Consider the following 26,398-nt stretch of genomic DNA (forward strand, 5'->3'; position numbering starts at 1 on the left):
AAATCAATGTAAATAAGCGATCGTCACACCTCCACCCCCTTCTTTTTGACTAGCCAACTCAAAGCGGGAAACCTGCGGGTGATTCGCGAGGAACTCGTGAACGCCGCGCCGCAACTGTCCCGTACCTTTGCCATGAATTATCCACAGCACTCCGTATTCCACGGCTTTGGAAAGAGCTCTGTCTATTTCGATTTCTGCGTCTGAGACTCTCGCACCCCGTAGGTCGATCGAATTATTAGCAGTGCGAATAGCAATTTCGGGATTGGGTTTTGGAGCTTCCGCCGCTGCTTGCTTAGCTTTCGCCGTAGCGAGTGCTTGTGCTTGGGCTGCAACCTTGGCTAATTGAGCTTTAGTTTCCGGTTTTTGACCGTCGAGGGATTCAATTTCTCCTAGTTTGACAGTCATTTTCATAATCCCAAACCGAACGCTCAACTCTTCGTTAGCGTCGGGGCCGCTGAGCACTTCGGCGGTTTGACCCAAGCTGGGAATGCGGATGCGATCGCCCACTTTCGGCATAAAACTCGGTTTGGGTTTAGCCGGTTGCTGTCGAGAGGGCAGGTGTTTTTGGGAAATTTGATTTAAGGTTTCTGTCGCTTGTTGGGCATTTTGAGCCGTCTGGTTGCCCGACTGCAAGCGACGAATGATTTGAGCAATTTCTGATTTTGCCGACCCTATCGCCTCATTTACTGCCACTTCCTGAGCTATTTTTAGTTCTCGCTCCCGCTCTTGCAAAGCGGCTGCTTTTTGAGAAACTTCTCTGTGCAATTTTTCGGTTTGGTGTAGCAGTTGAGTTGCTTCTCTGGCCTTAGTTTCCTGTTTCCGGCGCTGTGCTTCGAGGCCGGCAATCACTTGATTGACATCTTGAGAGGCTCCCCCGACATAGGTTTGAGCTTCTTCGACTATGGATGCTAGCAAACCGAGTCTTTTGGCAATGGTGAGGGCGTTGGAACGTCCGGGAATTCCCCACAGCAAGCGATAGGTTGGCTGCATGGAATTGTCGTCAAATTCTACTGAGGCATTTTCAAAGCGGGAGTCTTGATATTTGAGGGCTTTGAGTTCGCCAAAGTGGGTAGTTGCAACTGTTAATAGGGAATGTTGGGCGAGGTATTGCAACAGGGCGATCGCCAATGCACTGCCTTCTGAGGGGTCTGTACCCGCTCCTACTTCGTCTAACAAAACTAAAGATTTGGGAATTGGTAATTGGGAAGGGGTAATTGGGATTTGGGGTTGGGGAATTTGTAATTTAGGTTTGAGGATTGGGAGAGCAGAAATAGTGTTCTGTGTATCTGTGACTTCTTCGTCTTGCTGTTGGAAATTAGTAATTGGAAGGTTTGAATTTTCTTCCCCTTCAGCCTGCGATTTATTTTGTAAAACTTCTAAAATGCGGCTGATGCGGCGGATATGGCCGGAGAAAGTAGACAAACTTTGCTGCAAAGATTGTTCGTCACCAATATCGGCCAAAATATTGTCGAACCAAGGCAATTCTACGGGTTCGCGGGCAGCAACAAACATTCCTGCTTTCGCCATTAAAGCTGCCAAGCCCAAGGTTTTGAGGGTGACAGTTTTGCCGCCTGTGTTGGGGCCTGTGATGGCGACGACGCGGATGTGCGGCCCGATCGTTAAATCGACCGGCACGACTGGAAAGCCTTGCTCGTGCTGTTGCTGCCAAACTAATAACGGATGGCGCAACTGGCGCAGGGTAATTTGCGATCGCAGGTTGCGAATTAATAATTGACTGTTTTCTGAGTTTTCCTCATCTTCTTTTTCCTCATCTTCTGTTTCGGGATTTTTTGGTGCTAATTCTGGCTCTCCCAATTCGATAAATTTCGGCGGATTTGCTTGCAACCAATAACTATAACGCGCTTTAGCGGCCGCTAAATCTAAAGTTGTAACTACAACCACCAATCTGTCTAAATCGGGTTTTACTGCTGCGACTTGCTCCGTGAGGGCGCGGCGGACTGCTTCTTCTTCGGCTTGTTCTTGCCGGAGCAACTGCCGCATTTGGTTGTTAAGATTGACTGTGCTGTGGGGCTCTACGTAAAGAGTCGCGCCGCTGGCCGAGGAGTCATGAACGATGCCCGGTATGGCATCTTTTTGGGGAGCTTTGACGGGAATGACAAAGCGTCCGCTTCTTTGGGTAATTAGCTGTTCTTGTACGGCGTTGGATTGGCGCTGCAAAATCCCCTGCAATATTTGATAAATGCGATCGCGCAACTGTCGCATTTGGACTCTAATTCCTGCTAATTTAGGAGTGGCTCTGTCTGCTACTTGAGCGCGATCGTCTATACAGCGATGGATTTCTTGCTCTAGTTCGGGATAAGTCCGCAATTGGGCTGCCAGTTCTTTGAGCGTCGGGACATCTGCCTGAGAGTCAATTATCCGGCGCAATTGCCTTGCTCCGGCGAGGGTAGTAGCAATTGCCAGCAATTCTTCGCCGCTGAGCAAACCTTGGAGTTCGGCTCGCTGCAGGGAAGTGCCGATGTCTTGGATTCCTTCAAAACTCAAAGCACCGCCAGCGCGGCTCTCTAACTGATAAGTTTCCTGAGTTTGGGCGAGGAGTTCGGCTGTTTGAGCTTGAGTTGCCGGGATTGCGAGGTCAAGGGCGGCGGCGACGCCGAGTTTGGTGGCCGCGAAGGTAGCCAAGTGCTGACACAGGCGCGGCCATTCTAATAGTTCTAGTGTTTCGGCTTGAATCAAAGTTGAGGTGGTGTTGGTAATTGGCATTCCCAGGCGCTGACCGAGAAGGTGAATTTAACGATACTATTAATTAATTTTAAAGTTTTTTATTGTTTCCTGGCGCAATTTGAGAAAGTATCTGCGATCGCCCTCCGCAGTCTTTCTGCCGAAAGCTCTGATGTAACATTATTACGAAGGAGAAAATTGGCATTTTTGCATTACCCGTCTAAAATTATACCTTCTCGTGATACCATTTCCCAAAAAATATGCAACTTTAGGCAAGCTCCCAACTATTATACAGTAAGTCAATCGATTTTAGATTTTAGATTTTAGATTTTAGATTAAAGAATTGAAGCATTGACTTGCGCGAGATAAATTCGGGGGGCAAGTTTCTCGGATACACGTTTCTAATTTCTCTACGGATGAATCACGTGGCGGGTATCCTGGATGTTTTCGGTCATTACCAATTTTTTACTCTAAAATATAAAATCTAAAATGGTATAAGCTATTTTTGGTTTTGAGGGAGCGGGTATGGGCTGTTTTTTGATGTAATTGAACTATTTTGGAATTTTAAATCTGTCAGCGCACTTCTGGCGGTTGTATCCTAAAAAGTAATTTGTGGAGATGATAGAAGTATGGCAAAGATTCTGGCGATCGTCGCGGATACTGTGACTTTTCAAGTTGTCCAAGAGTTACTCAGCCAAGAGGGACATCAGGTGAGAGTCGTTACCGACGACCAAGAGGGTTTAGACTTGGCGAAGGAATTGTCCCCCGATGCGATAATTTGCGACGGGACTTCACCTCAAATCAACTTTTTGGAGGTGTGCCGGCTGGTGAAAGCCGATTCCCTACGGGATAGCTTCGCTTCACGAGAATTGGCGGCAGCCTATTTTATTCTGCTGACAACACCGGAGCAATTTGATGAAGTTCAAGAATTGGATGCGCCCTTTGACGATTTTCTGTTTAAACCGATAGTTAAGCAGGAATTATTGGCGCGGGTGCGCGCGTCTAAGAAATCGCACGAGTTGAGGGGGCGGTTGGAGTTAACCCAGCAAGAATTGGATCTGTCGCGCGATCGAATGCTGCAAACTGAAAAAATGTCTAGTTTGGGCGAATTAGTGTCTGGGATCGCCCACGAAATTAACAACCCAATTACTTTTATTTACAGCAATCTAACTCACGTCCAAAGCTACGCAACCGATTTAATTGAACTGCTGCGATTGTATCAAAAAGAGCTAGTCAATCCCGGAGCGGAAATTCTGCAAAAGCAGCAAGATATGGATGTGGAATTCGTACTCGACGATTCATTGAAAATTGTGAGTTCCATGCGTACCGGGAGCGATCGCATCCGCCAAATAATTTTGTCGCTACAGGATTTTTCCCGCAGCGATCGATCGGGCTGGCAGTTATTTGATGTTTCCGACGGTTTAGAAAATACTCTGTTGTTGTTGCAGCACCGCTTGCCGGCTCGCGAGGGAAGGCGAGACATCAAGGTGATGAAACAATTCGGCAATTTGCCACAGATTGAGTGTTATGCAGGTCTGCTCAATCAAGCTTTTCTGAATATCATCAATCACGCGATCGATGCTTTGGAAGAGTCGGCTCAAGAGTTAGAGGAGTTGGAATCAATCAAATTTAAGCCCGTGATTTTGATTACCACTCAGGTAGTCGATGCTCAGCGAATTTCGATTGAGATTGCTGATAACGACATCGCACATAGCAAAGATATCACAGCCCAAATTTCCGATCCATTTTTGGGAGCAAAACCTGCGGAACCACCCATATCATCGGGACTTGCTCTCAGCTATCGGATAATTGTAGAGCAGCACAAAGGAGAGTTCAAGTGTTTTTCCGAACCGGGTAAAGGCACTAAAATTCAGATAGAGCTTCCGCTGCGTCACAGTTAATTAACAGTATTTACCGTGGGTGGGGGCGGATTTTTGAGATTGTTGGTTGTAGCCTGAGATTATGGTGAATCCGCCCCTACAATGACTGCATTTTTTTAATATAAAATTTTATAGATGGAAGGGCAGAAGTTATCAAAAAGAGACTTTAGTTAATATTCAAGAGATTTGAATAGTCGCCGAAAACAATTTTTAATCCGGTAATAAAACAGGCGTTGGTGGACTTACGCAACAATCCTATGGATAGGGGCAACCACGGGGGATTGCCCCTACAAAACACGGTTATGTAGATCTTGTGTGTCTAGGAGTGGAATAATTAAAGGGAGACTTGCGCGCCTTGAGTATCGAGGCCGATCGCACGCACCTCAGCCTTTACCCCAAATTCCCCCCAAGCAGCCGCCATCGCTTTCTCAACCGCATCAGCATTAGTAACATCCGTTAAAGCCAAAAGCGTCGGCCCCGCACCGCTAATTACCATCCCACAAGCCCCTGCATTCAGGGCAGCTTGTTGCACCGCTTCATATCCCCGAATCAGAGATTGCCGGTAAGGCTGGTGAATTTTGTCTTGGAGGGCGCAGCGCAGCCAGTTTTCATTGCCAGTTTCCAAAGCCCGCACCAGCAAACCGAGGTGTGCAGCATTAAAAATCGCATCAGCCTTGCTGTAATCTGCAGGCAAAACTTTGCGGGCTTCGGCTGTAGAAAGTTCAAAATCGGGGATGGCTACCACCGGCACAACATTCGGATGCCAGGGAATATCGCAAATTTCCCAAGAACCCCCCCCCTGCCCCCCCTTGCTAAGGGGGGGTGATTCTGTTAGCCCCGGTTCGGTAAGGGGAAGTTGTTCTCTTAGCCCCCCCTTACTAAGGGGGGGTTGGGGGGGTGCATTGCTAGCAGCGAGGCGACATCCTCCCAATAAAGCGGGGACAACGTTGTCGGGATGTCCCTCAAGTTCGATCGCCAATTGCATCACTTCCACCTGACTCAAAGGCTTTCCGGCTAATTCATTTGCACCGACTAACCCACCGATAATAGCTGTGGCGGAACTTCCTAAACCTCTAGCCAGCGGCACTTGCATATCTATATGTATGGCTACAGAGGGCGGCGATTGGTTCAGGCGATCGTATAACTTGACAAAGGCTAGATAAGCGAGATTGCTGTCATCTGTCTTGACTTTGGCGGCTTCTTTGCCTGTAACGGTAATTTTTAGTTTCTCTGTTGCTGAGGGTTCGAGTCGGGAGAATTGGAAGCGGTTGTAGAGGCTTAAAGCGGCGCCGATGCAGTCAAAGCCGGGGCCTAAATTGGCGGTTGTAGCGGGTACAGTAACGGTAACGGTGGAAGTTTCGGGCATTTTTTGAATAGTTAATTTGGAATGTTTAACCGCCGATGAATGCGGATGAACGCAGATCGCAGGTATTATACTATGTTTTCAAAAGCCATTTATTCTTGCAGCATTTGAAGATGCTGTATGGCATCTTGATAATCGTTGGTATTGCCGTCTTTTTGATAAATTTCCGCTGCTTTCTGATAATCTGCGATCGCCCCGTCTTTGTCTTCTAAGAACTCGCGGACTCTGGCGCGGTTGTAGTAGGCGTCGCCGTAGTTGGGGTTAATTTCAATTGCGCGATCGAAATCTGCTTTTGCTGCTGGATAATCTTTGAGATTGCGGCCGTGGATGATGCCGCGTTTGTTGTGGGCTTTGGCGTAGTTGGGGTTGAGGCGAATAGCTTCGGTGTAATCGGCTATCGCCCCTTGAATGTCTCCCGCCTCTGATTTGGCTAAAGCACTATTGAATAAATCTTCAGCAGGATTTTGAACGATGAGTATTGGCGCTGACTCTGCTGGAATGGCAGGGGATATGCCACCCAAAACGGTAACAAATCCTAAAATGCCGATCGCCGGGTAAAAGTGTTTCATAAATCTAAGCAAAAATTCGAGCGACAGAGCAACTAAAACCAGGTAACAAAGGCGAGGTCAATTCATCAGCGTTCAACAGCGTAGCAATGAGCCTTAAACTTGCTTGTTCCCTGCGATAAACTTCTATTTGCTGCAACCGCCAATTCACAATCCAGTATTCCTGCACTCCTCGTACCGAATAGAGTCTGAGTTTCAAATCTCTATCCCGTCTTTCATTGTCTGCACCGGGGGATAATACTTCAACAATTAACTCGGGTGCGGCGGTTAAATGGCCTGCTTCGTCTAGCAAGATAGCCAAGCGTTGGTTGCTAATCCAAACCACATCAGGAATAACACAATCTACATCGGTAAAAATAACCCCTGGACTAATTACTGATTCTCCTAATCCTGTTTTTAGTGACCAAGTTTTTAACTCCATGCAGATATTAGCACAAACTTCTTGATGATTCCAGTGTGCCGCCCATGTCATCAATAGCTCCCCATCAATAATTTCGTAACGATCGCCGTTATCGGGCAATAGTTCTAAATCGGCGGTAGTCCAGCGTACTTTATCAGATATTGTCTGGCTCATACAAGCAGTCTTGATAGGTGATACAAACATTCTAAACGATCGAGCTTCTTGTCGCTCCACGGCTTGACACAATCGGGCTACACTGACTCTCGCTTTTTGCAGGCGAGACTCAGAATATTGAAACCCGCCTGGGCGCGGGTTTCGTTTTTGTAGGGGCGATTTCGCATCGCCAAATTGTCCGATCGCCCAATTTAAAATTATTGAAAATTTCAAATCGCGCGATTACTTCAAAATAGTTTTAGAAGCAATCCGAGTTTTCTTGCGATCGGCTTCACTCAATTGTTCGCCAGACTGCAAACGAGTAGCAGAAGTTTGCAGCACAGTTGCGGCACTTTTATCGCCCATTTGCAGAGCAGTTTTAGCTGCAGTTTGCAGCATTGTCGCCGCGCCGGCTCGATCGCCCTGTTGCAATCTAGTTTCGGCCAGTTGAGTTTGGCGGTATTTAGCCAAAGCTAAAATGTGCTGCTGCACCATTGGGTTAAGTGCCGGCTGATAAACTTTCACGACATTAGCGGAAAGTGCAACAGGATCGGAAAGCAAACCTTGGCCGACACTCGGATCGTCGTAGCGAATTTGCAATTGCCCGATCGCCTGTGTACCTTCGGGCAACTGTCCAATATAAATATTAGCCAAAACTACTCGCTCTATATCCTTCATTAAATCTCCCAGGCGCACCATAAAGCGATCGCCCTCTTGCTGTACCGGTAATTCGATCGTATCCGGGGCAACTTGGGCGATCGGTTTGAGTTCGGCTAACCGCACTTTTGGCATTAGGGAAAATAGCAAATAAGCATTAGTCAAACCTACACCTTGGACGCGGCTAAACAGTTTGCCAAACTCGTCAACCGCATCTTCAGGACGCTGAATGTGAGCCAGAGCACCGCCGCCTGCATCAGCAATCTTTTCCAGAATATCCTGGTTCCAGTTATCGCCAAATCCCAGAGAATTTAAAGTCATGTTGTAGTCGGCCGCCAATTTAGCCAACTTCAAACACCGGCTGTCGTCGCCGTGTTCGTTTTCGCCGTCAGTCAGCAGAAATGCCTGAGATATAGCTTCTTTTTTACCTTTGCCCAACTCTTCAATACCTAACTTAATGCCCTCATCAATTGCTGTGCCGCCGGCCGATCGCAATTGCTCAATTTGCCGTTTAATGCTACTGGGGTCTCCCACAATTTGATTGGGGACGAGGACTTTGGCTTTGTGGTCGAAAGCCACCGCGCAAAAGCGATCCCCAGGCTTCAACCTGTCTAGCAAGCGTCCGGCGGCTTGTTTGACGGTTTCCAAGGGGCGTCCGCCCATCGAACCGCTGTGGTCGAGAATCAGGCACAGGTTTAAGGGTACGCTGGAGTCGATCGAGCTTGCCATCGCAGATACTGAAATCGCTAGCTGGCGCTGGGTCGAGGGCGCAGCAGCGTCAAGGTTAGGGTCGTTTAAAACCGGGAGCAAACTAACTTTCATGCGGGATACCTAAAGATTGCGTTAGTATTTCTTTAAGAATAGCTCCATCAGTTCAGGCAACATTTCGGTTATATGAACACACCAATTAAAGCTGTGCAATCGCCATACTACGGGGAAGGGAACTCTCGGACGCCACCTCCAGATTTGCCATCCCTGTTGCTGAAGGAGCGGATCGTTTATCTGGGGATGCCTCTGGTGCCTGCGGTAACAGAACTGATTATCGCTGAACTGTTGTTCTTGCAGTACGAAGACCCGGATAAGCCGATCAAAATCTACATCAACTCGACCGGCACTTCTGGTTACAGTGGCGAACCCGTCGGCTTTGAAACAGAAGCCTTCGCTATCTGCGATACGATCAGGTACATTAAGCCGCCTGTGCACACTATTTGCCTCGGCTCGGCAATGGGGATGTCTGCGATGCTGTTAGCGGCTGGTACAAAAGGCTTTCGAGCGAGTTTGCCCCACGCTTCTATTGTGTTGCACCAACCCAAGGCTTACACGCGGGGTCAAGCAAGCGACATTCAAATTCGGGCTAAGGAAGTGCTGGCAAATAAAGCAACGATGCTTGAGATTTTTGCAAGCTGTACAGGCCAACCAATCGAAAAGATTACTAAAGATATGGATCGGTTGCTGTACCTGACGCCCCAGGAAGCTAAAGAATACGGTTTGATCGATCGCGTTCTTGAAAGTTCGGAAGAATTGCCGAAACCGCTGCCTGCAGGAGTCATCTAATTCGGTTAGGGGGTATTAGTTATTAGTTATTAGTTATTGGTTAGGGTTTAGGGGTCATTATAACCAAAAACTCAAAAACCGGAAATAACAAGTAACAAATAACTAATAAACCATAACCAATTGCCCGATCGCCAATTACCAACTAAACGGAGTTCCGAATTATGCCTATAGGTGTGCCCAAAGTTCCCTACAAAATGCCGGGTGGTTATGATACTCAGTGGATTAATATCTACGATCGCCTCTACCGGGAACGGATTATTTTCTTGGGCAGGGACGTTGACGATGAAATTGCCAATCAAATCATCGCTGTGATGCTCTACCTCGATTCGGAAGATTCAGGTAAGGATATTATTTTGTACATCAATTCCCCAGGCGGAATGGTGTCGGCAGGCATGGCTATTTTTGATACCATGCAGCACATTAAATCGGACGTGGTGACGATTTGTGTGGGCTTGGCTGCTTCGATGGGTTCTTTCCTGTTAGCTGCCGGTGCGAAAGGAAAACGGTTAGCTTTGCCTCACTCGCGAATCATGATTCACCAGCCTTCTGGGGGCACGCGGGGACAAGCAACGGATATTCAGATTGAGGCGAAAGAGATTCTGCGGCTGCGCCACGAACTCAATAATATCTATGCTAAGAATACTGGCAAGCCGATCGAGAAAATCGAGAAGGACATGGATCGCGACTATTTCATGTCCGCTGAGGAAGCCAGAGAATACGGCTTGATTGACAGAGTGATCGAAGATCGTCCGTAAGTTATTTTTGCGCTACCGTAGTGCGGGCAACCCTCGCACTACAACCTAGTTCGCAGTAAATTTTGGCAGAATCTTTACATTTAAGGATTCTGCCATATTTAACTTAACAGCCGGGAAGTCCAAGGCGTGTATAAGGCGGAGATATCTTGGAGGCGTCCGGGCGATCGCAGTACCCCGAATAAATTCAGCAAGAGGATGAAAGGCGCGGCGGTCGGAGGTACGGAGCGAGTCCATTATACTTTGGGAGCATCCTGATTCTCAATGTATATTCTAAGCATTGAAACAGTAGCACCACTACAAGATGCGATTTTCTACTAACAAGTCTTGCGCTTTTAGCATTCACACATTATATTTGAGGAAGGTCGAAAAAAGGAAGATATCATTGCAGCTAACCTACAAGTACAAACTGAAACCCACTCGTCCCCAAGCAGTGACGATATCGACTCACCTGGAACTCTGCAGGCGACAGTATAATTACCGTTTGAGCGAGAGATTCAAATGGTGGGAAGCTACCAGAACACCCATCAATACTTGTCCTTTGAATGCTTCTATAGTCTCAGTAGAGGAAATCTACAAGAATATTCCTCTGACTAGAGTGCAAACCAGAGATGGCAGGAAAAAAGATGAAGCAGGCAATCCCATAACAAGAAAGGGTGATATTTTCTCAAATATTGATGGTGGTTATGTACAGTGGCAAACCGTACAGTTAGCTGACTTGAAAAACACCAAGAAACTATTTCCTGATTACAAAAAGTTGGATGCCCAAGTCTTACAGGATGTAGTCAACAGGGTAGAAACTTCTTTCTCAAACTTTACGATACTTGACAAGAATGGCCGCCGTAGGGGGAAGCCTAGATTTAAAGGTTTTCATTATTACAAATCGTTTACTTATCCTCAACTTGACAATTTGAATATTATCAAAGATGAGCAAAGCAGGATTTGTATTGACCTAGCGAAAATAGGTCAAGTGCCGATGGCATTCCACAGACCAATACCGAAAGGATTCAAGGTTAAGACGGGAACGGTTATCAGAGAAGCAGACGGATGGTATATTTCCCTAACGCTAGAAGATAAAACAGTGCCAGTAACGGTTGCAGAAATTCAACCGACTGCCGAAAACTGTCTCGGTATTGATTTGGGAATTACGAATTATCTCTATTTGTCCAATGGCGAACGAGTCGAAAATCCTAGATTTTTGAGAAGGTCTTCTGAGAAGTTGGCCAAACTTCAAGCGAGGTTAGCTAAAAGAGTTAAAGGATCTAAGTCTTGGAAAATTATCAAAGACAAAATTTCCAAACTTCATCAATTTGTAGCTAGAACAAGATTAGATTTTCAATTCAAGACTGCACATAAATTATTCAATAAGTGTGATGTTTTAGTTTTGGAAGACTTGAGTCTCAAGAATCTAACTAGACGCGCCCAAGTTAAGACTGATATTGAGGACGGCAATCTGGTCTACTTGCCCAACGGTCAAGCGGCTAAGAGTGGCTTAAACAAATCAATGCTTGATGCTGCTCATGGTCAGTTTGCTACTGTTATCAAATATGTCGCTGGTAAACTAGGTAAAAGCGTTGTATTCGTTGACCCGAAAGGCACTTCTCAACATTGTTGGAACTGTCTCAACAAAGTGCCTAAAGAATTGTCTGAGCGATGGCATTCTTGTCAGTGTGGCGAGGAACTCGAGAGAGATGAAAATTCAGCCAAGCTTATCAAAAAGATTGGCTTGAATTACGAAAGTGGCGGTGGTTCTACGTCACTCAAAAAAGCCCTTGCAAACAGGGAAAAAGAAGCCTGCAGTCTAACGATACTCCGTTGACCGTCAGGTTTGTTCACTGGTATTATCAACGCTCATTCATGCTAGATGGATATTGCAGATTATTACCGACAGTTAGGACTGAGGTCTGGCGCGAGTTTATCGCAAGTTAAGGCCTCTTATCGGAAGTTAGCGAGACAGTATCACCCCGATGTGAATCCGGGAAACGAACAGGCTAAAAATAAGTTTATTGCTATTACGGAGGCTTATAAGTTCCTGGTGAAAATTGCCCCCCCCGATGTTGCGGAGTCGAAAGTTGCCAATTCAACTGTGCCCCCTACTTCGACACCGCCGGATCGGGGGGTGAAAGCTCAACCGCAGGCAGTTAAAGTGACTCGAAAAGAGGCCGCGGTTCAATCTCATGCGGATCTGTCGGCGGTAGAACAAAAGTTAAAGCAAGATGCTTATTTTGAGTTGCAGCAGTTGCTGAAATATCAGAGGTTCCCGCGGGCGATCGCCTTGATTGAGGGTTTGGCCCAGCGGGTTCCCGAAGATTTGGAGGTGCGTCAGTGGCAGGCGATCGCCTATCAGCGCTGGGGACGACATTTGATCGGAGAAAAGCAGGTTGATAAGGCGAGAATTTATTTGAAAAAGGCTGTGAAAACTGACCCTCACAATCGGGCTTTGTGGGCGGAAGTTGAGCGGGATTTTCGCAGGTTGGAACAGATTTATTGAAGCGATGTTGCGTCCCCCTTTTGCAGGGGGTCTGCGTCGTGAATTTTTAATTTTTCTAAAATAACTTGGGTATTTTCAGGTCGGTTTTCCGGTAGCGGTTCCATCAATTTGTCGATCGACTCTAGGAGTAACGGGTCAATATCTACAGCCTGGTTCCTCCAATTAATTTTACCAGTTTTTCCATTAACGGGAAAGTCGATCGGCTCTATGCCTGTTAATAAATGTACAAAAGTACGCCCTAGGGCAAAAAAGTCCGATCGCACGCCTGCTTTACCTAGAATTTGTTCCGGTGCGGCGTATCCAGCAGAACCTATGGGTGCGGTCTCTATCTCTGCTTCTGTGGCGGCGCCGAAGTCAATTAATCTCAATTTTCCATTGGCTTCAACCATCAGGTTGGATGGCTTAATATCCCGATGCACTACATGATATTTGTGGATTTCCTGCAAAATATTGCTCATTTGTTGCAGCCAATCAAGAGCGAGATTTTGAGAAACGTACTGTTTTTTAGTTAAGAATTCTGCCAAGTTTTCTCCGCAAATTTTTTCCATCACCAAACAAGACAATTTCTGGAAGTTATGGGGGAGTTTAATTTGGAAATAACCGTCAGGTTCGACTTGGGGAACTGAGCCCTTTCCGGCCAGCCAAATCAAAACTCGCGCTTCTTGCTTGAACACGCGAACTAAATCGGGATTGTGTGTGTGTTTCAAGACTTTTAAAATTTTGACAGTTCCCCATTCGTTTTCCCCGGTTCCCAAGTCTTCGACTTCAAAGATGTCTGTGGGGCGTGCGGGATTGGGCGATCGCACTGGTTTAAGGATACGATAGCGATCGCCAATTAACAAATCCGTGCCACAAGCCTGACAATTTTGAGCAGCAGCAGGATTTTCACGTTGTTCGCATTGAGGATTGATGCAGTAAATCATACCATTTTAGATTTTAGATTTTAGATTTTAGATGGGAAATGACTGACGCTGTATCGGTTTAGAGCTTGCTTTTGCATTCTTTTTTGGGGAAGTCGTATCACTTTGATTGATAAATTAGCATAAAACCCAGTAAGTCGAACCTGCACGATCGCATTTGTACGGTTCACGTTGAAGTTTGAGTTTGAGCTTGTACTCTGTTTATAAGCTTTCTTTTCTAGGCGCGGTGTCAAGAGCTCCCGCCGCTACCGTACCCAGCAATTTATCTCTCAAAAACTCGGCAAAATCTCTAGCGTCGCTGCGGATCAAGTGAACACCGTCATTGGTACGCCATTCTCGATCTTTTGGGGGCGGCAGCCACTCAAAACGATCGGACGGAAACAGCTTTTTAGCCAATTCTCGGACTTGTTTTCTCCTGATTGCAGCGTCAACTCGCGACTCAACCGGTATGTCAAATAAAACTACTTTAGCCCCGGTATTTTTTTTGATTTCTGCGATTTGACTTTTAATAAACTCAGCTTCTTTTTTTATAGCTTCTGCATCTTTTTCAGACAAAGGTTGACTTTGAATATCAACTACCGTTTGGATAGCTTTTTGGGATAAGTCGGGAGTAAGATATCGACCTTCTAATCTATCTAGTGTCTCTCGCGTCATCAGTTTTAGATTCTGCTTTGAGCGACTTTTTAAAGAATCCACAAAAATGCTAATCGGACGGTATTCCTCTCTCATCATCGGTAGATACTGGCGTAACCAATAAAAAAGAGGATGATACAAAGAATCCATTAATTCTGGATCTATTTTCCGAACAATAGTATCGTTAATTTCCACCAAAACAATAGGAGGCTTGCTTTTACTTCTTTTAACTATTTCTAAACCTGTTTGGCTCGCTCCTCCCCCCAAAGCTATGCTCTTTACGCCCTCTCCAATGTGTTCAACATTAAGGTTGGCCGCTAGAGAACTACCTACCATTACCATTTTTAGATCGGAATTATCCTGATATACATACCTTTGAGTTTTAACAATATTATTTTGAAGCAGGCTAACTCCGTCGGAAGCAGGCAAAACTCCGCCGCTGACAAGCGCTTGATAAAAACTCATTATAAACAGAAAAATTAGTACCGGGCGCAAAATCGGTCGCAACGGGAATTTGACAAACATAGAACACCTTCTAGAATTGGAAATAAATAAATTGTTTCGAGCTGCCACTGTTGAGGAATATCATTGCTAGCATAATTCCTAAAGCTAAATCTTGATAAAGGCTCCAGACTTTTTGGCCGTTTTTATTTGAATCCTGTTTCATCCGATTTTGCCAAGTGGGAAAATGGGGAATGTGATAAATCACTACTGGTAGCGAAAAAATTAGCGTCGGAATAATGTGACTCCAACCGGGCTTGACTTTATAGTTGCGAACTAAAGTAACTGCGAAGTCAACCGCTTCTTCAAATCGTGGCAGTTTGAAAAGCAGCCATCCCACGGAAACAAAAGAGAAAATTCCTAAAACGCTAAGGCTGTCCAATAATAATTGCTGCCAGATGGGTTTGGTTTTTACTTGATTTGGTTCTGGCAATTTGTTTTTGGATTTGTCGAACCCAAAAAAGCGTTCTACTGCTAAACCTAATCCGTGATAAATTCCCCAAACTGCATAACTCCAAGCAGCGCCATGCCATAATCCTCCTAAAGTCATTACTATCATTAAGTTAACATAAGTTCGGATTTTTCCTTTGCGGTTTCCGCCGAGGGGAAAGTATAGATAATCTCTGAGCCAAGTTGAGAGGGAAATGTGCCACCTTCTCCAGAATTCGGAGAGGGAACGCGAGATGTAGGGAAAGTCGAAGTTGTCTGGAATTTTGTAGCCCAAAGCGGCTGCAAAACCGATCGCAATTAAGGAGTAACCGGCAAAATCGGCGAAAATTTGTATTGAGTAGCCAAACAGCAGTGTCAGGTTGGTAAGAGTTCCAAATCCTTGGTAGTAGGGAAAGCTGATCCAGAAGGTATAGTCTTTTAAGTTGTCGGCGATGACCATTTTTAGGAAGTAGCCAACAACGAGCGAGCGAAAAATGAAATTCCAAGGAATATCTTTAAAGTATTTAGGAACAATCTGGGGATAAAAAGTCTTGGATTTTAAAATCGGGCCTGACAGTAAATTGGGGAAAAAGCTAATAAAAAATGAAGTATTTAGCAGGTGTTGGGTGAAGTTGGGCGAGACGTAAGCGTTTGCTTCGGTTTCGCTTTTGTTTTTTTGAGTCAGTACGTCTACGATTAAACTTATGCCTTCAAATGTGTAGAAAGAAATGCCGATAGGCAGAGGCAATTTTAAGAATAAATAAGCAATGCTGCCTTCGGAGCGAGCAATATTAAAAACATCGGTAACAAAGTTAGTTAGCAAACCAGCGTATTTAAACAAGCTCAAAATTAATACATTGAGAACGACTCCCGATAAAGCCCAAAAAAATCGCTGTTTCTTGCCAGAAATCCGGGCAACTTGAAAGCTGACTGTAGCGTTGATAAGAATGGAGAGTAGCAGGATCAGCAACAGTGCGGGGGCGCTCCAACTGTAAAAAATAAAGCTGGCAATTATCAGGATGGGAACCTGCAATTTTTGCAACGGAGGGAAATAATATATGGCGAAAACAATCGCAAAAAATACTAAAAATTCAATACTGTTAAATAACATAATTTGTGATTTCGCTCTTTTACGTAGCCTGTGACCCACTATATCAACCGCCTGGGACTAATGGCAAGACTAGCCCAGAACCCGATCGCGATCGCGCATCCTACCAAAGTGTAGCAAATATCACTCTTTATGAGCGCTGCGACTACCTCTTGAGATAGATGCGGAAATACCTCCCAGGGCGCGTTGTCATTTCGGGAAACATTTCTTAACATATAGATAACAAAGGGAATCCGAGGAGACACTAAAAATCCTTAAGCCCTTGGGGTGCCCGGTTAATCAGACTTTTCGCAAACAAGGGCTAAATTAATGAACAAGCAGCAAAACTCCGAAGTTTCAGCATTTTTGCCCATGCTCCAAAAAGGCATTTGGCTGTTTGGGATTCTCTCTTGGATATTCGGGCTGACAGATAGAAGTATTGCACTATTATCTGACGGATATTTGTCGGCGATCGATATTGTCCAGCTATTTACAGCATCCTTTTTCTTCATTAGCTGGCTGTTTTTAAGCCCGTTTTTGGCGATTAACTCCCAGAGTCAGCCGAAGGAAGAAGCATCTCCCTAGTTTTTAAGTTGTAATGTTAGTTTCTCGATCGCTCTTTCTTTCTTCGGGAGCAAAGCGGGCCGGCCAAATGCGATCGCAAAAAAACAAAGTTCCCGCCGTCACGCACAGCGGAATTGCCAACAAATTCAACAGCGGAATGCTCACCAAACCCAAACAAACCAAACCAAAACTCCCGCTGGCCGGCAAACTCGCCCAAATTATCTCCAACTTCTCCTGAAAAGGTCGCCTCCGCCTCTCCAAAGGTGCATCTAAAAAGTCCAAACAGACAATAGTCGCGCCCAAAGCTACGCCACCAAAACTGCTAAGAATAGAGCCGACACCAGGAATAAAATTTAGCAGCAGCAGGGGTATACCGACGCTCAACAAAATTTGTAGTTTTCGCAGTTCAAAGGCGATCGCCCTTTGAATATCCCCAAAACTACTCGCCAAATTCATTGGTGCTTCTGCGGGCAATTGACCGTTCCGCAGCAGTTCCAATTGTTCGGAAAGTTTGCCGTACCAGGGCGAACCTAAAATCACGCCAAACTGCACTAACAAAAATCCAATTATCAGCAAAAGTCCTGACACTAGGAGTACGCGCAGCAGCCAGCCGAAAGCAACTGTTAACACACCGAGAAAGCTCAGCCAAGCTGGAAAACTCGCAATTAGAGCATTAAATCGGACGGACAAATCGGCAACTAAAACATCTATCCCAGCCAAACTGGGAAATAGCAAGCTTAAATAAAGACCAATACCAATTATAAAATTTAGCACCACGGGAACTAATACATAAGTCCACAGCTTGGGAGTTTGCAAAATCAGCGTGAAAGCTCGCAAAGGATAGGTGAAACCTGCCAGGAGTCCAATTGGTGCGGTAATGGCGGCGCGGGCGGGGTTTGAATTTAACTGTTTTGACATATTTTCTGCTTTTGAGGACTCGACTCTATTTTCTATCATCCATTTTCCATTATTATGACTGATGAGGATTTATCGCAGGTTGCCCAAAAGTGAAGCTTTTTATTTACCATACCCCGGAACTTACGCCAGCCGACAAAATGCCGGCTTGCGCGATCGCAGTTGATGTGCTGCGGGCGACTACGACAATGGCAACGGCCCTGAATAATGGGGCGGAAGCTGTCCAAGTTTTCAGCGACTTAGATAAGCTAATGGCAAGCAGCGAAAAATGGCCTGCTGATAAGCGGATTCGCGCTGGAGAGCGCGGCGGCGGGAAAGTTGACGGATTTGACATGGGGAATTCTCCTCTCGACTGCACGCCAGAAAAGGTGAGTGGGAAGCGAATTTTTATCAGCACAACTAATGGTACTCGCGCTCTGGAACGAGTGCAAGCTGCTGCAACTGTGTTAACGGCGGCTTTGATTAACCGCAAATCTGTGGTGCAGTTTTTGTTAAGTAAACGGCCGGAAACTATTTGGATTGTGGGTTCTGGTTGGGAAGGAAGTTATTCGTTGGAAGATACGGTTTGTGCTGGTGCGATCGCCCAAAGTCTCCTAGCAGAAAGCGGTATTCCTGCGAGCGATTTTGCTGGTAACGATGAAGTATTTGGGGCTATTGCTCTTTATCTCCACTGGCAAGATAGGTTGCACGAATTGTTGGAAAGAGCCAGTCACGGTCAGCGCCTCCTCGGTTTAGGTGTTATTGAAGATTTAAAATATTGCGCGCAAACGGATACTTTAGATGTGCTGCCGATGCAGCGAGAACCGGGAGTTTTGGTTAAGTCGGATTTTAAAATTCCTCAAGCTAATTTCTGGGATCAATCTTCGGAACAAACGGCGAATTAAATTTTTCTGCCAGTGGTGTAAGCTGTCGCGCATTTAAATTGTATATTCAGGGCGGGCGGGACGCTAGGGCCCCTACTCCCCACAAGACTTTGATTTTTTTTGACATACAATTTAAAGGCCGCAACAGCTTATTAGTAAGGTGCGCGGCCCTGCACACCTACTCGAACAACCACAATAAAATTGGTTTGCAGCATCGGAATGCAAGTCCTCATAAAAATCAGAGGACTTGCATTCCTCACTACAGACAACGGAAGTTAGTAGTTATATCATGTCCGGTCGATTACCCGGATTCCTGTAGGGGCCCGTGAGCCAATAATATTTGCCAAAAACGGACAATCTCACAAACCCGCCCTGGCTTATGTATTATGGGCGATCCATCGGACATGATATTAGCGAACAAGATTTTTTTAAAGAAAGTAGAATTAAAGATATTTGGTAGGGACAAAACAATGTTTTGTCCCTAGTCTATTGCGGGCAATGGAGAATTGCTGAATTCACCGCCGAAGCGCTGAATTAAACACTCGGCAATTCTGGCTGCTGCACCGGGTTCTCCCATGCGGCGCCAGCCATTTTCAGCGATTAGCTGCAACCTGTCGGGGTCGCGGAGCAAAGACTGCACGGCACCGGCAACTTCGGCGGGATGTTTGACTAAAATTAATGACGGCCCTAACAGGCGACTTTGAGCTTCTGCAAAGGCGAAAGTAAATTGCGGGCCGTTTCCGGGAATGGCGATCGCCGGTTTTCCTAAACCTACAAATTGTTCTGTAGCGGTTCCGGCCATTGCTATTGCTAAATCGGCTTCGTACAAACAATCGTTAAAACTTTGCTGAGTCAAAATCATCGTGGCATTTCTCTGCACAAATGTCAGGGGCAATAGCAAATTAGGAGATTCTTTCCGAATTTCTCGAGCGCTGGAAACAGGAGGTCGCAAAATACTTGCTTCTGGCCGCTGCGTTCTAGTTTCCCCGTCTTGTCGCCAGCCGAAAAATTCTAAACTAGGTCGCAAAGCTTCTAAGTTTAACTCTGGAGAAATGGCTCCGAAAAATAACAATTTGCGATCGGCAAACAGCGATAAAATTCCGGCTACAGCCTCTACTATTAGCAGCCAATTAGCATAGGCTTCCGGCGCTCTAGAACCGGGAAGTAAGGTGATGATGAGCGATCGCTCGATTTCCCGAAACTCTGCGTCAGGGCCGTAAAAACCGGCGGGGTTTTCCGGTTCGAGTCCGTCCATCATCGGGTTTCCGAGATCGTAAGCGGGAATGCCCAGCTTTTGTAAGGTCTCGGCGGTGAGCGCGTCCCTGGCAAAAACGGCTCGACAGCGCGATCGAGTCATCAACCAGCGCTCCCAAGGCAAATAAACCGATCGCGACCAATTCCACCCACCGCTTACCCTGGATTTGCGAGCCAGAGGCCCGTCCTCGTCCCGCAAATAATACTCGGACTTGGCAGTACCGACAAAGGCATAGGGCGCGCCGCTGAGCCAAGCAAACAGCAGCGGTACAATATCCCCGCAGGCTAAAATAACGCCGTCTTGATTCCCAGACTGTTTTTGGGTTCGCACCCAAGCGCGGATGGCTTTAAACTGAGCGATGGTCAACTGCAGCAGGCCGCCTTTGACATCGCGCAAAAATTCCCTTCTGTCCATGTAAATAAAGCCGCCCGAAGGCATTCGCTGCACCGGGCCGATGATGCGGGCGTTTTCTAGTTGAGCGAAAGCTTGCCCTTCACCCACTAGCGGAAACACGGCTAATTCTGGCGGATGCGGGTGCTGTTGCAGTTCCTGCAAGATGCGAAGGGCGATCGCGTCTTCTCCGTGGCCGTTACTGAGGCAAAGTAATTTCAATCCCAACTCTCTCAAAAACTGTCTCTGAATATATAGAAGCAAGATTAGCCCCAGGATGCAAGGTGGTAGAGCCGGATGTTGAAGTGAGTGGAGCGCCGATCGCACGAGTCCGGGACTTTTGGGTAAAATAGCAGATGAAACTCTATTTTATAGGTAAAATTGGATGGTAGAAACCCTGCCAAAATCTTTGACACTCCAAGAGTTTCTGAAGTTGCCAGAAACTCAACCAGCCAGCGAGTACATTGACGGTGAAATCATTCAAAAACCGATGCCTCAAGGCCAACATAGTGTCATTCAAGGCGAGTTGACAAGCGCTGCTAATGCTACTCTCAAACCTCAAAAGGTGGCGCGAGCATTTCCAGAACTACGGTGCATTTTTGGCGGTCGAGCGATCGTTCCAGACGTGACTGTATTCACTTGGGAGCGCATTCCCCGTAAAGAAAATGGTGGTGTGGCCAATGTGTTTGCGATCGCCCCGGATTGGACAATTGAAATCCTCTCCCCCGACCAAAGCCAAACTAAAGTTACTAAAAATATTTTACATTGTCTCAAGCACGGAACTCAAATGGGTTGGTTAATCGATCCAGAGGAGCGATCGGTTTTTGTATATCGGCCGACTCAATCAACGGAGGTGTTTGACGAACCGGAACAGTTATTGCCCATGCCATCTTTTGCCAGGGATTTGCAACTGACAGTAGGAGAATTATTTGGTTGGCTATTAGAGTGAAACAACAGAATATTAGAGTAGAAGAGTATAGCCTTTCTCAGAAAGATGAGGTACCAGACTTGTATTGGGCATTGGGCATTGGGCATTGGGCATTGGGCATTGGAACCAATAACTAATGACTACTGACCACTGACCACTGACTACTGACTACTGACCATCGATATATTGGTTTAAAGTATTCCGAATTTGTTTGAGCTGAAATCCCTTAGCAAGTTGGCGCAGCTTCGAGACAAACGGCAGTAAATTAGGTTCTAAACTCTCCAGCTTAGCACTCTCCTCAAAAATTTCTTCAATGTCGCCCATAGCTGCGAGTTTCAAAAGTTTTGCTAACGACTCCGAAGCCGCAGGTAACAGAGAAGAATAAGCAGGAAAATCAGAGGCTGGTGACAAACTGGGAGGTTTGCGCTTTTTGTTTTCCGAAGACTCCCCATAAATCCATTGTAGTCCCAAATGCAGGCGCAACTGTTCCAAAAAGTGATTTGCTTCGATCGGTTTGGGAAGAAAATCATTGTACCCTGCGAGGATGCTATCTTGCTGCGTAGCCTCGAAAACGCTAGCTGACATAGCGATTAACACAACATCTTTTACTTCCGGCAACTGCCGCAGTTTTCTTGCAGTTTCTAAGCCATCCATTACAGGCATCCGCAAGTCCATTAAAATCACATCCGGTTGAAATTCAACTGTTTTGCAGAGGCATTCTTGCCCGTTTTGGGCCTCTGCAACCTCAAATCCCAAACGCCCCAGCAGCCTGCACAACAAATCGCGATTCATTTGATTGTCATCTACGATTAGCACTTTCCGCTTGTTGCCCATAAAACCGACAACCCAGCGTTTTTCCTGCAAAGGAGACACCTCCAAGTACCGTTTAGCTGCTGGCAATTCTAAATCTATCCAAAAAGTGCTGCCTTTTCCCAAAGTGCTGTGGACGCGAATTTCGGCACCCATTAGTTTCGCTAATTTCTGGCTGATCGAGAGTCCGAGACCTGTACCTTCCACAAATGTATTGCCTCCTACTTGGTGGAAAGGCAAAAATATTTCTTCTAACTTGCTTTGGTCTATGCCCGTGCCAGTATCCTCGACTTGAAAGCGGATTTTTAAAGCGTGTTTGGCTGCGATCGCATTGTGGGCGAAGCGCATATAATTTTCTTTCAGTTCCGAACTCAAAGTCGAGAACTCATAATTTTCTCCTTGCCCTCGACTCCAGGCCCCTGTGCCGACATAGCCGACTTTGAAAGTCACACCGCCACTGTTAGTAAATTTAACGGCATTGCTGAGTAAATTTATGAGAATTTGGCGCAATCTTTTTGGATCGACACGAACGCAGCTAGGCAGGGGAGAGACTTGTTCGTAATTGAATAAAATTTCTTTTTGAGCGGCCCGCATCTGAAAGAGATCGGCAATGTTTTTCGTGAAATTTATAAAATTCAACTCTTCCGGGTAGAGTTCCATTTTTCTAGCTTCAATTTTGGAAAGATCTAAAACATCGTCGATTAACATCAGCAGGTGTTGACCGCACTGTTGAATATTGCTGAGACTTTCTTGGTGATCTGAGCTTAAGTCTTTGTCGGTTTTGAGGATTTGAGTGTAACCTAAAACGCCGTTTAAAGGCGTGCGTAGTTCGTGGCTCATATTGGCAAGAAATTCGCTTTTGGCGCGGTTGGCGCTTTCTGCGGCTAATGCAGCTTGTTGGAGGGCAGATTCTGCAAGTTTGCGATCGACAATTTCCGTTTGTGCTTGTTGAAATAGCGTCGATTGCTGGATCGCGATCGCCAATTGCACGCACAATTGCCGGAGGGATTCTATTTCTGAGGAATCCCAGGAACGGGGGCCGCTGCAATCGTGGGCGATCAGGAGTCCCCAGAGCTGATTTTCTGCCGTCGGCTGGACCTGGGAAATGCTTTCTCTGGCTTGTAAAATCGGCACTATTAAGTTAGCTTTAACTCCAAATTGTTCTAGAAATTTAATGTGACATTCGCTCATATTTTCCGCGTAAATATTTTCTATAGCGCGAATATAGCCTTGCTGGTAAACATCAACAAATTTTTCTCCAAAACACGGATCGAAATTGTCAAAGTTTTGCAGCAAACTTATATCTTTTGCTACAGATTCGACAACTACAAGACCGCTCCAGTCGGGATTGAATCGGTAAATAACTGTGCGGTCTGTTTGCAAAAATTGCCGCACTTGTTCGACAGCAGTTGTCAGGACTTCTTCTAAATTTAGGGAGGAGCGAATGCGATCGAGCATGGCAACTACCAGCCGTTCTCGCCTTAATTGCTGCTGCAGTGCCATCTCCGCTTGTTTGCGTTCGGTGATGTCGGTAATTACTCCCACTAACCCGATTAAATGACCAGTTTCATCTTTAATGCCGTCGGCGCGAAATAAAGTTGTTACCAGTTTGTTGTTTTTAGTGTTGATTTTGAGTTCGCCTTGCCAAGATTTGCCTTTACGGATCGTTTTAAACATTTCTAGCAGCACTTTAGCTTGGGGGTAAATTGCTGTTAATCCGCCTGCTGTGTTTAGTTCTTCTGCTGTGTAGCCGTACTGTTGAACAAAGGCTTGATTGTGGTATAGCGATCGCCCTGTCAAGTCAGCAATGCCGATCGCATCGCTGGTGCTTTCCACCGCTTGAGTAACTCGCAGCAAATCTAATTCTGCTTGTTTGCGATCGCTAATATCAGTAATAGTGCCGATATAGCCTTTAATTTCCTGCTTGTCTCCGATTTCTGCAATTGCCTGACCTATCACCCAAATTACACGACCGTCTGGACGCTGAAAGCGGTATTCTGATTTAAAAGGAATTTTCTCAATAATTGCTCGATGCCATTCATTTTTCACCCGATCAACATCATCGGGATGTATGGCATTCATCCAGCCAATTTCTGCTGCTAATTCTGCGTTTAATCCCGTAATTTCGCTCCACCGTTGATTCACATAAAGGCAATTTCCCAAGGTGTCGGTGTGAAATATGCAAACTGGCGATGCTTCGGCTAAAGTTTGGTAGCGCCGCTGGCTCGCTCGCAGGGCTGATTCTACCTGTTTTCTATTAGTTATATCGCGGACTATAGAAATTATTTCGCCACCGACAAGCGTTGTCAGCGACAATTCTTGAGGGAACTTAGTACCGTCCCGGCGCTGACCGGTAGCTTCTATATTGCAGTACCCTTTTTGCAGGAGCGTCGGCATTATTTGTAGTTCAAAAAATAAATTTTCTGCTTTGCTGTAGAGCATTTCCCATTTCTTACCATACAGTTCGCTAGGGCTAGCCAAGCCGTACATTTTGAGATAAGCGTCGTTGGAATAAATACATTGTTTATTATTATTAAAAATGGCGATTCCGTCATAAGCAGCGGCCATTGCTACTGCTTGTCGCTGGAGTTGGGACTCTGCTTGTTTACGAGAGGTAATGTCGTGACCGACTGAGTAGATTAAACCTTCTTCGCTAAATGGCGATGCCGTCCACAGGAAGTATTTGTAAGAACCGTCTTTGCAGATGTAGCGGTTTTCAAAGGAGATACTGGATCTACCCGCTATTAGTTTTGCTCCTTCGGCTGCGGTGGCTTTTCGATCGTCTGGATGAACAAAATCGATCATTGGCTTGGCAAACAATTCACTAATACTGTAGCCTAAAGCTGTTGACCAAGCTGGGTTTAAACGTTTAAAATGCCCGTCAAAACCTACAATGCAAAGCAAGTCTAAGGAGATGGTAAAAAAACGATCGCGCTCTGTTTGTGCCTGCTTTAATTCAGTGATATCCATCACTAAACCGTCCCAGAGAATATCGCCTTCGCTGCCAGATTTGCTCTCATTATTGAGCCTTTCAGGTCTCGCAGCTCCTTGCAGCCACTTAACTTTTCCAGATGGTAAAGTCTGCCGCCACTGCTGCTGCCAAGGTTCCAGCGTAGTGGCTGAAATTGCGATCGATGATTTTAAATCTAAGAGGTCGTCGGGGTGAATTCCATTGGAAATCAGTTCCGCATTTTGCTCTATTGCTTCGGGATCTAATTCGTAGAGTTGCCGGCTGCCTGAAGAGATGTAGGGGAAAGATATTTTTCCAGTTGCTGACCTTCGTAATTGATAAATTGTTCCCGGCAGGTTAGCTACCAATTTTTGAAAGCGAGCTTCGCTTTGTTCCAGGGCTTTTTGTTGCTGTCTGTATTCGGTAAAATCTCTAATTGTACCCACTATTACTTTACTTCCGTCTGCTATTTGGAAGACGCTTTTTTTGGTAGAAATTATGTGTTCTTTCCCGGCCGAGTCTGTGAATTTTTCTTCTGTTTCCAAGCAGACACCCGTTGTCAATACTTCTTCATCTTTTGTCCAAAAAACAGCAGATTCTGATTTGGGGAAAAAGTCATAATCGGATTTGCCGATCAGTTCTTGCCGCGATTTGCCGACCAACTGACAAAAAGCATCATTTAATATCATCCAGCGGTGTTGCTCGTCTTTGACAAAAATTGGGTCGGGCGTAGCATTTATGGTGTGGTTTAAAAATTCTTCTGACGCTTTCAGTTTGGCTTCGTAGCGGTAGCGATCGCTCACGTCTAAGACTACTTCGATCATCCGGTCGATCGACCCGTCCAGGCGGCGGATGCAGCGCAGGGAAACTCGCGTGTGAACTATTTCGCCGTTTTTTCTGAGCCACCTTTTGTCTGAGATGTAACCGTCGATCCTACCTGCTAACATCTGAGCAAAATTTTCACAATTAGCCTCCAAATCCTCTGGATGAGTCAAGTCTAGCCAATTATTTTGCACGAGTTCGTAGCGCTCATAGCCCAGCAAATTGCACAGGGCATCGTTAACTTCTATCCAGTTGCAATTTTGAGGAATTTCGGGGTCAATAATTGGAGCAATGATGGCAATGCCGATCAGAGAATTTTCCACCACCGAGCGATATTTTTCTTCACTTTTTCGCAAAGCATCTTGACTGTTCTGCCGTTCTATGGCGTAACGGAGCGATCGAATTAACAGTTCGCTGTCGATTTTTCTTTTTACCAAATAATCCTGTACGCCGACCGAAATCAACCGCAGGGCAAGTTCTTCGTCGTTTTGGGCGGTCAGAACTACGATCGGCACATTTACCCCGTACTCTTGTACCCGAGCCACCGTCTCGATTCCCAGACTATCTGGCAGTGAAAGGTCTAATAAAATTATGTCAAAAGTTTCTTCATTCAATCGCTGCTGCGCTTCGCTGAGACGCTCTACTTTCGTCAGCACTATACGCTGCGCGCCGCCAATTTCTGACAGCAAATCTTCAATCAGCTCAGCTTCGTGATGGTTGTCTTCTACTAAGAGAACTTTAAAGCAGATAGGAGGCAAAGCTAAGTTAAAAACTGCTTTCATAATATTTTTTCACCCAGAAAATATTAAACTAACTTGAATTTTACCTTTTAT

The 26,398-nt window shown here is 45.8% G+C and carries 19 protein-coding genes; 8 read left to right on the forward strand and 11 right to left on the reverse strand.

Annotated features, from left to right (window positions below):
• Positions 1–3: 3 nt before the first annotated feature.
• Positions 4–2,697, reverse strand: coding sequence for an endonuclease MutS2 (locus QT992_RS02410; RefSeq protein WP_333338076.1), 2,694 nt, complete (start codon positions 2,695–2,697; stop codon positions 4–6).
• Positions 2,698–3,311: 614 nt separating this feature from the next.
• On the opposite strand from QT992_RS02410, the gene QT992_RS02415 reads away from it, so the two are divergent.
• Positions 3,312–4,583: an ATP-binding protein gene (locus QT992_RS02415; RefSeq protein WP_333338019.1), complete on the forward strand. Its 1,272-nt coding sequence runs from the start codon at positions 3,312–3,314 to the stop codon at positions 4,581–4,583.
• 313 nt (positions 4,584–4,896) lie between these two features.
• Here QT992_RS02415 and thrB read toward each other — a convergent pair whose 3' ends face one another.
• From thrB to QT992_RS02435, 4 genes are all read right to left on the reverse strand, one after another.
• Positions 4,897–5,928 carry a homoserine kinase gene (gene thrB / locus QT992_RS02420; protein ID WP_333338022.1) on the reverse strand — a complete coding sequence of 344 codons (1,032 nt, stop codon included), beginning with the start codon at positions 5,926–5,928 and terminating at the stop codon, positions 4,897–4,899.
• An 89-nt stretch (positions 5,929–6,017) separates the two neighbouring features.
• Entirely contained in the window at positions 6,018–6,494 is a 477-nt protein-coding gene (locus QT992_RS02425) for a tetratricopeptide repeat protein (protein ID WP_333313300.1), read from the reverse strand.
• A gap of 4 nt (positions 6,495–6,498) precedes the next feature.
• Entirely contained in the window at positions 6,499–7,065 is a 567-nt protein-coding gene (locus tag QT992_RS02430; protein WP_333338079.1) for a Uma2 family endonuclease, read from the reverse strand.
• A 222-nt stretch (positions 7,066–7,287) separates the two neighbouring features.
• Complete coding sequence (locus QT992_RS02435) at positions 7,288–8,523, reverse strand: VWA domain-containing protein (RefSeq protein WP_333338025.1); 1,236 nt, start codon at positions 8,521–8,523, stop codon at positions 7,288–7,290.
• A 72-nt stretch (positions 8,524–8,595) separates the two neighbouring features.
• On the opposite strand from QT992_RS02435, the gene QT992_RS02440 reads away from it, so the two are divergent.
• The 4 genes from QT992_RS02440 to QT992_RS02455 all read left to right on the forward strand — a co-directional run bounded on the left by QT992_RS02440 (position 8,596) and on the right by QT992_RS02455 (position 12,498).
• Positions 8,596–9,255, forward strand: coding sequence for an ATP-dependent Clp protease proteolytic subunit (locus QT992_RS02440; protein ID WP_006632447.1), 660 nt, complete (start codon positions 8,596–8,598; stop codon positions 9,253–9,255).
• A gap of 161 nt (positions 9,256–9,416) precedes the next feature.
• Entirely contained in the window at positions 9,417–10,010 is a 594-nt protein-coding gene (locus QT992_RS02445) for an ATP-dependent Clp protease proteolytic subunit (protein ID WP_333044307.1), read from the forward strand.
• Positions 10,011–10,311: 301 nt separating this feature from the next.
• Entirely contained in the window at positions 10,312–11,826 is a 1,515-nt protein-coding gene (locus QT992_RS02450) for a transposase (RefSeq protein ID WP_333376453.1), read from the forward strand.
• 45 nt (positions 11,827–11,871) lie between these two features.
• Positions 11,872–12,498, forward strand: a complete 627-nt coding sequence (locus QT992_RS02455) for a J domain-containing protein (RefSeq protein WP_333313305.1) — start codon at positions 11,872–11,874, stop codon at positions 12,496–12,498.
• Here QT992_RS02455 and QT992_RS02460 read toward each other — a convergent pair.
• The 3 genes from QT992_RS02460 to QT992_RS02470 form a co-directional block, all read right to left on the reverse strand.
• On the reverse strand, positions 12,492–13,421 hold the full coding sequence (locus QT992_RS02460; protein WP_333313306.1) for a serine/threonine-protein kinase: 930 nt from the start codon (positions 13,419–13,421) through the stop codon (positions 12,492–12,494). The genes QT992_RS02455 and QT992_RS02460 overlap by 7 nt on opposite strands.
• Before the next feature lie 198 nt (positions 13,422–13,619).
• Positions 13,620–14,576, reverse strand: coding sequence for a hypothetical protein (locus QT992_RS02465; RefSeq protein ID WP_333313307.1), 957 nt, complete (start codon positions 14,574–14,576; stop codon positions 13,620–13,622).
• A gap of 10 nt (positions 14,577–14,586) precedes the next feature.
• Positions 14,587–16,092 carry an MBOAT family O-acyltransferase gene (locus tag QT992_RS02470; protein ID WP_333376456.1) on the reverse strand — a complete coding sequence of 502 codons (1,506 nt, stop codon included), beginning with the start codon at positions 16,090–16,092 and terminating at the stop codon, positions 14,587–14,589.
• 306 nt (positions 16,093–16,398) lie between these two features.
• Here QT992_RS02470 and QT992_RS02475 point away from each other — a divergent pair, with 306 nt between their 5' ends.
• The gene (locus tag QT992_RS02475; protein WP_333055693.1) at positions 16,399–16,653 is read left to right on the forward strand and encodes a hypothetical protein; all 255 of its coding nucleotides are present in this window, start codon (positions 16,399–16,401) and stop codon (positions 16,651–16,653) included.
• A 3-nt stretch (positions 16,654–16,656) separates the two neighbouring features.
• Here the strand turns inward: QT992_RS02475 and QT992_RS02480 are convergent, their stop codons facing one another.
• Positions 16,657–17,550 carry an EI24 domain-containing protein gene (locus QT992_RS02480; protein ID WP_333260707.1) on the reverse strand — a complete coding sequence of 298 codons (894 nt, stop codon included), beginning with the start codon at positions 17,548–17,550 and terminating at the stop codon, positions 16,657–16,659.
• A gap of 89 nt (positions 17,551–17,639) precedes the next feature.
• Here QT992_RS02480 and QT992_RS02485 point away from each other — a divergent pair, with 89 nt between their 5' ends.
• A complete protein-coding gene (locus tag QT992_RS02485; RefSeq protein ID WP_333055691.1) occupies positions 17,640–18,431 on the forward strand; it encodes a 2-phosphosulfolactate phosphatase family protein in 792 nt (263 codons plus the stop codon).
• Between the two features lie 460 nt (positions 18,432–18,891).
• Here the strand turns inward: QT992_RS02485 and QT992_RS02490 are convergent, their stop codons facing one another.
• Positions 18,892–20,277, reverse strand: coding sequence for a lipid-A-disaccharide synthase-related protein (locus QT992_RS02490; RefSeq protein ID WP_333207674.1), 1,386 nt, complete (start codon positions 20,275–20,277; stop codon positions 18,892–18,894).
• Positions 20,278–20,440: 163 nt separating this feature from the next.
• Here QT992_RS02490 and QT992_RS02495 point away from each other — a divergent pair, with 163 nt between their 5' ends.
• Entirely contained in the window at positions 20,441–21,004 is a 564-nt protein-coding gene (locus QT992_RS02495) for a Uma2 family endonuclease (protein ID WP_333376458.1), read from the forward strand.
• Positions 21,005–21,151: 147 nt separating this feature from the next.
• Here the strand turns inward: QT992_RS02495 and QT992_RS02500 are convergent, their stop codons facing one another.
• A complete protein-coding gene (locus QT992_RS02500; RefSeq protein WP_333338034.1) occupies positions 21,152–26,347 on the reverse strand; it encodes a PAS domain S-box protein in 5,196 nt (1,731 codons plus the stop codon).
• Positions 26,348–26,398: the final 51 nt, after the last annotated feature.

Source organism: Microcoleus sp. T3_D1, from assembly GCF_036700405.1.
Classification (GTDB): Bacteria; Cyanobacteriota; Cyanobacteriia; order Cyanobacteriales; family Microcoleaceae; genus Microcoleus.

Excerpts from the sequence above, each read along its gene's own strand:
- QT992_RS02415 (WP_333338019.1), top strand. The coding sequence starts at position 3,312 with ATGGCAAAGATTCTGGCGATCGTCGCGGATACTGTGACTTTTCAAGTT.
- thrB (WP_333338022.1), bottom strand. The coding sequence starts at position 5,928 with ATGCCCGAAACTTCCACCGTTACCGTTACTGTACCCGCTACAACCGCC.
- QT992_RS02425 (WP_333313300.1), bottom strand. The coding sequence starts at position 6,494 with ATGAAACACTTTTACCCGGCGATCGGCATTTTAGGATTTGTTACCGTT.
- QT992_RS02430 (WP_333338079.1), bottom strand. The coding sequence starts at position 7,065 with ATGAGCCAGACAATATCTGATAAAGTACGCTGGACTACCGCCGATTTA.
- QT992_RS02435 (WP_333338025.1), bottom strand. The coding sequence starts at position 8,523 with ATGAAAGTTAGTTTGCTCCCGGTTTTAAACGACCCTAACCTTGACGCT.
- QT992_RS02440 (WP_006632447.1), top strand. The coding sequence starts at position 8,596 with ATGAACACACCAATTAAAGCTGTGCAATCGCCATACTACGGGGAAGGG.
- QT992_RS02445 (WP_333044307.1), top strand. The coding sequence starts at position 9,417 with ATGCCTATAGGTGTGCCCAAAGTTCCCTACAAAATGCCGGGTGGTTAT.
- QT992_RS02450 (WP_333376453.1), top strand. The coding sequence starts at position 10,312 with ATGCGATTTTCTACTAACAAGTCTTGCGCTTTTAGCATTCACACATTA.
- QT992_RS02455 (WP_333313305.1), top strand. The coding sequence starts at position 11,872 with ATGGATATTGCAGATTATTACCGACAGTTAGGACTGAGGTCTGGCGCG.
- QT992_RS02460 (WP_333313306.1), bottom strand. The coding sequence starts at position 13,421 with ATGATTTACTGCATCAATCCTCAATGCGAACAACGTGAAAATCCTGCT.
- QT992_RS02465 (WP_333313307.1), bottom strand. The coding sequence starts at position 14,576 with ATGTTTGTCAAATTCCCGTTGCGACCGATTTTGCGCCCGGTACTAATT.
- QT992_RS02470 (WP_333376456.1), bottom strand. The coding sequence starts at position 16,092 with ATGTTATTTAACAGTATTGAATTTTTAGTATTTTTTGCGATTGTTTTC.
- QT992_RS02475 (WP_333055693.1), top strand. The coding sequence starts at position 16,399 with ATGAACAAGCAGCAAAACTCCGAAGTTTCAGCATTTTTGCCCATGCTC.
- QT992_RS02480 (WP_333260707.1), bottom strand. The coding sequence starts at position 17,550 with ATGTCAAAACAGTTAAATTCAAACCCCGCCCGCGCCGCCATTACCGCA.
- QT992_RS02495 (WP_333376458.1), top strand. The coding sequence starts at position 20,441 with ATGGTAGAAACCCTGCCAAAATCTTTGACACTCCAAGAGTTTCTGAAG.
- QT992_RS02500 (WP_333338034.1), bottom strand. The coding sequence starts at position 26,347 with ATGAAAGCAGTTTTTAACTTAGCTTTGCCTCCTATCTGCTTTAAAGTT.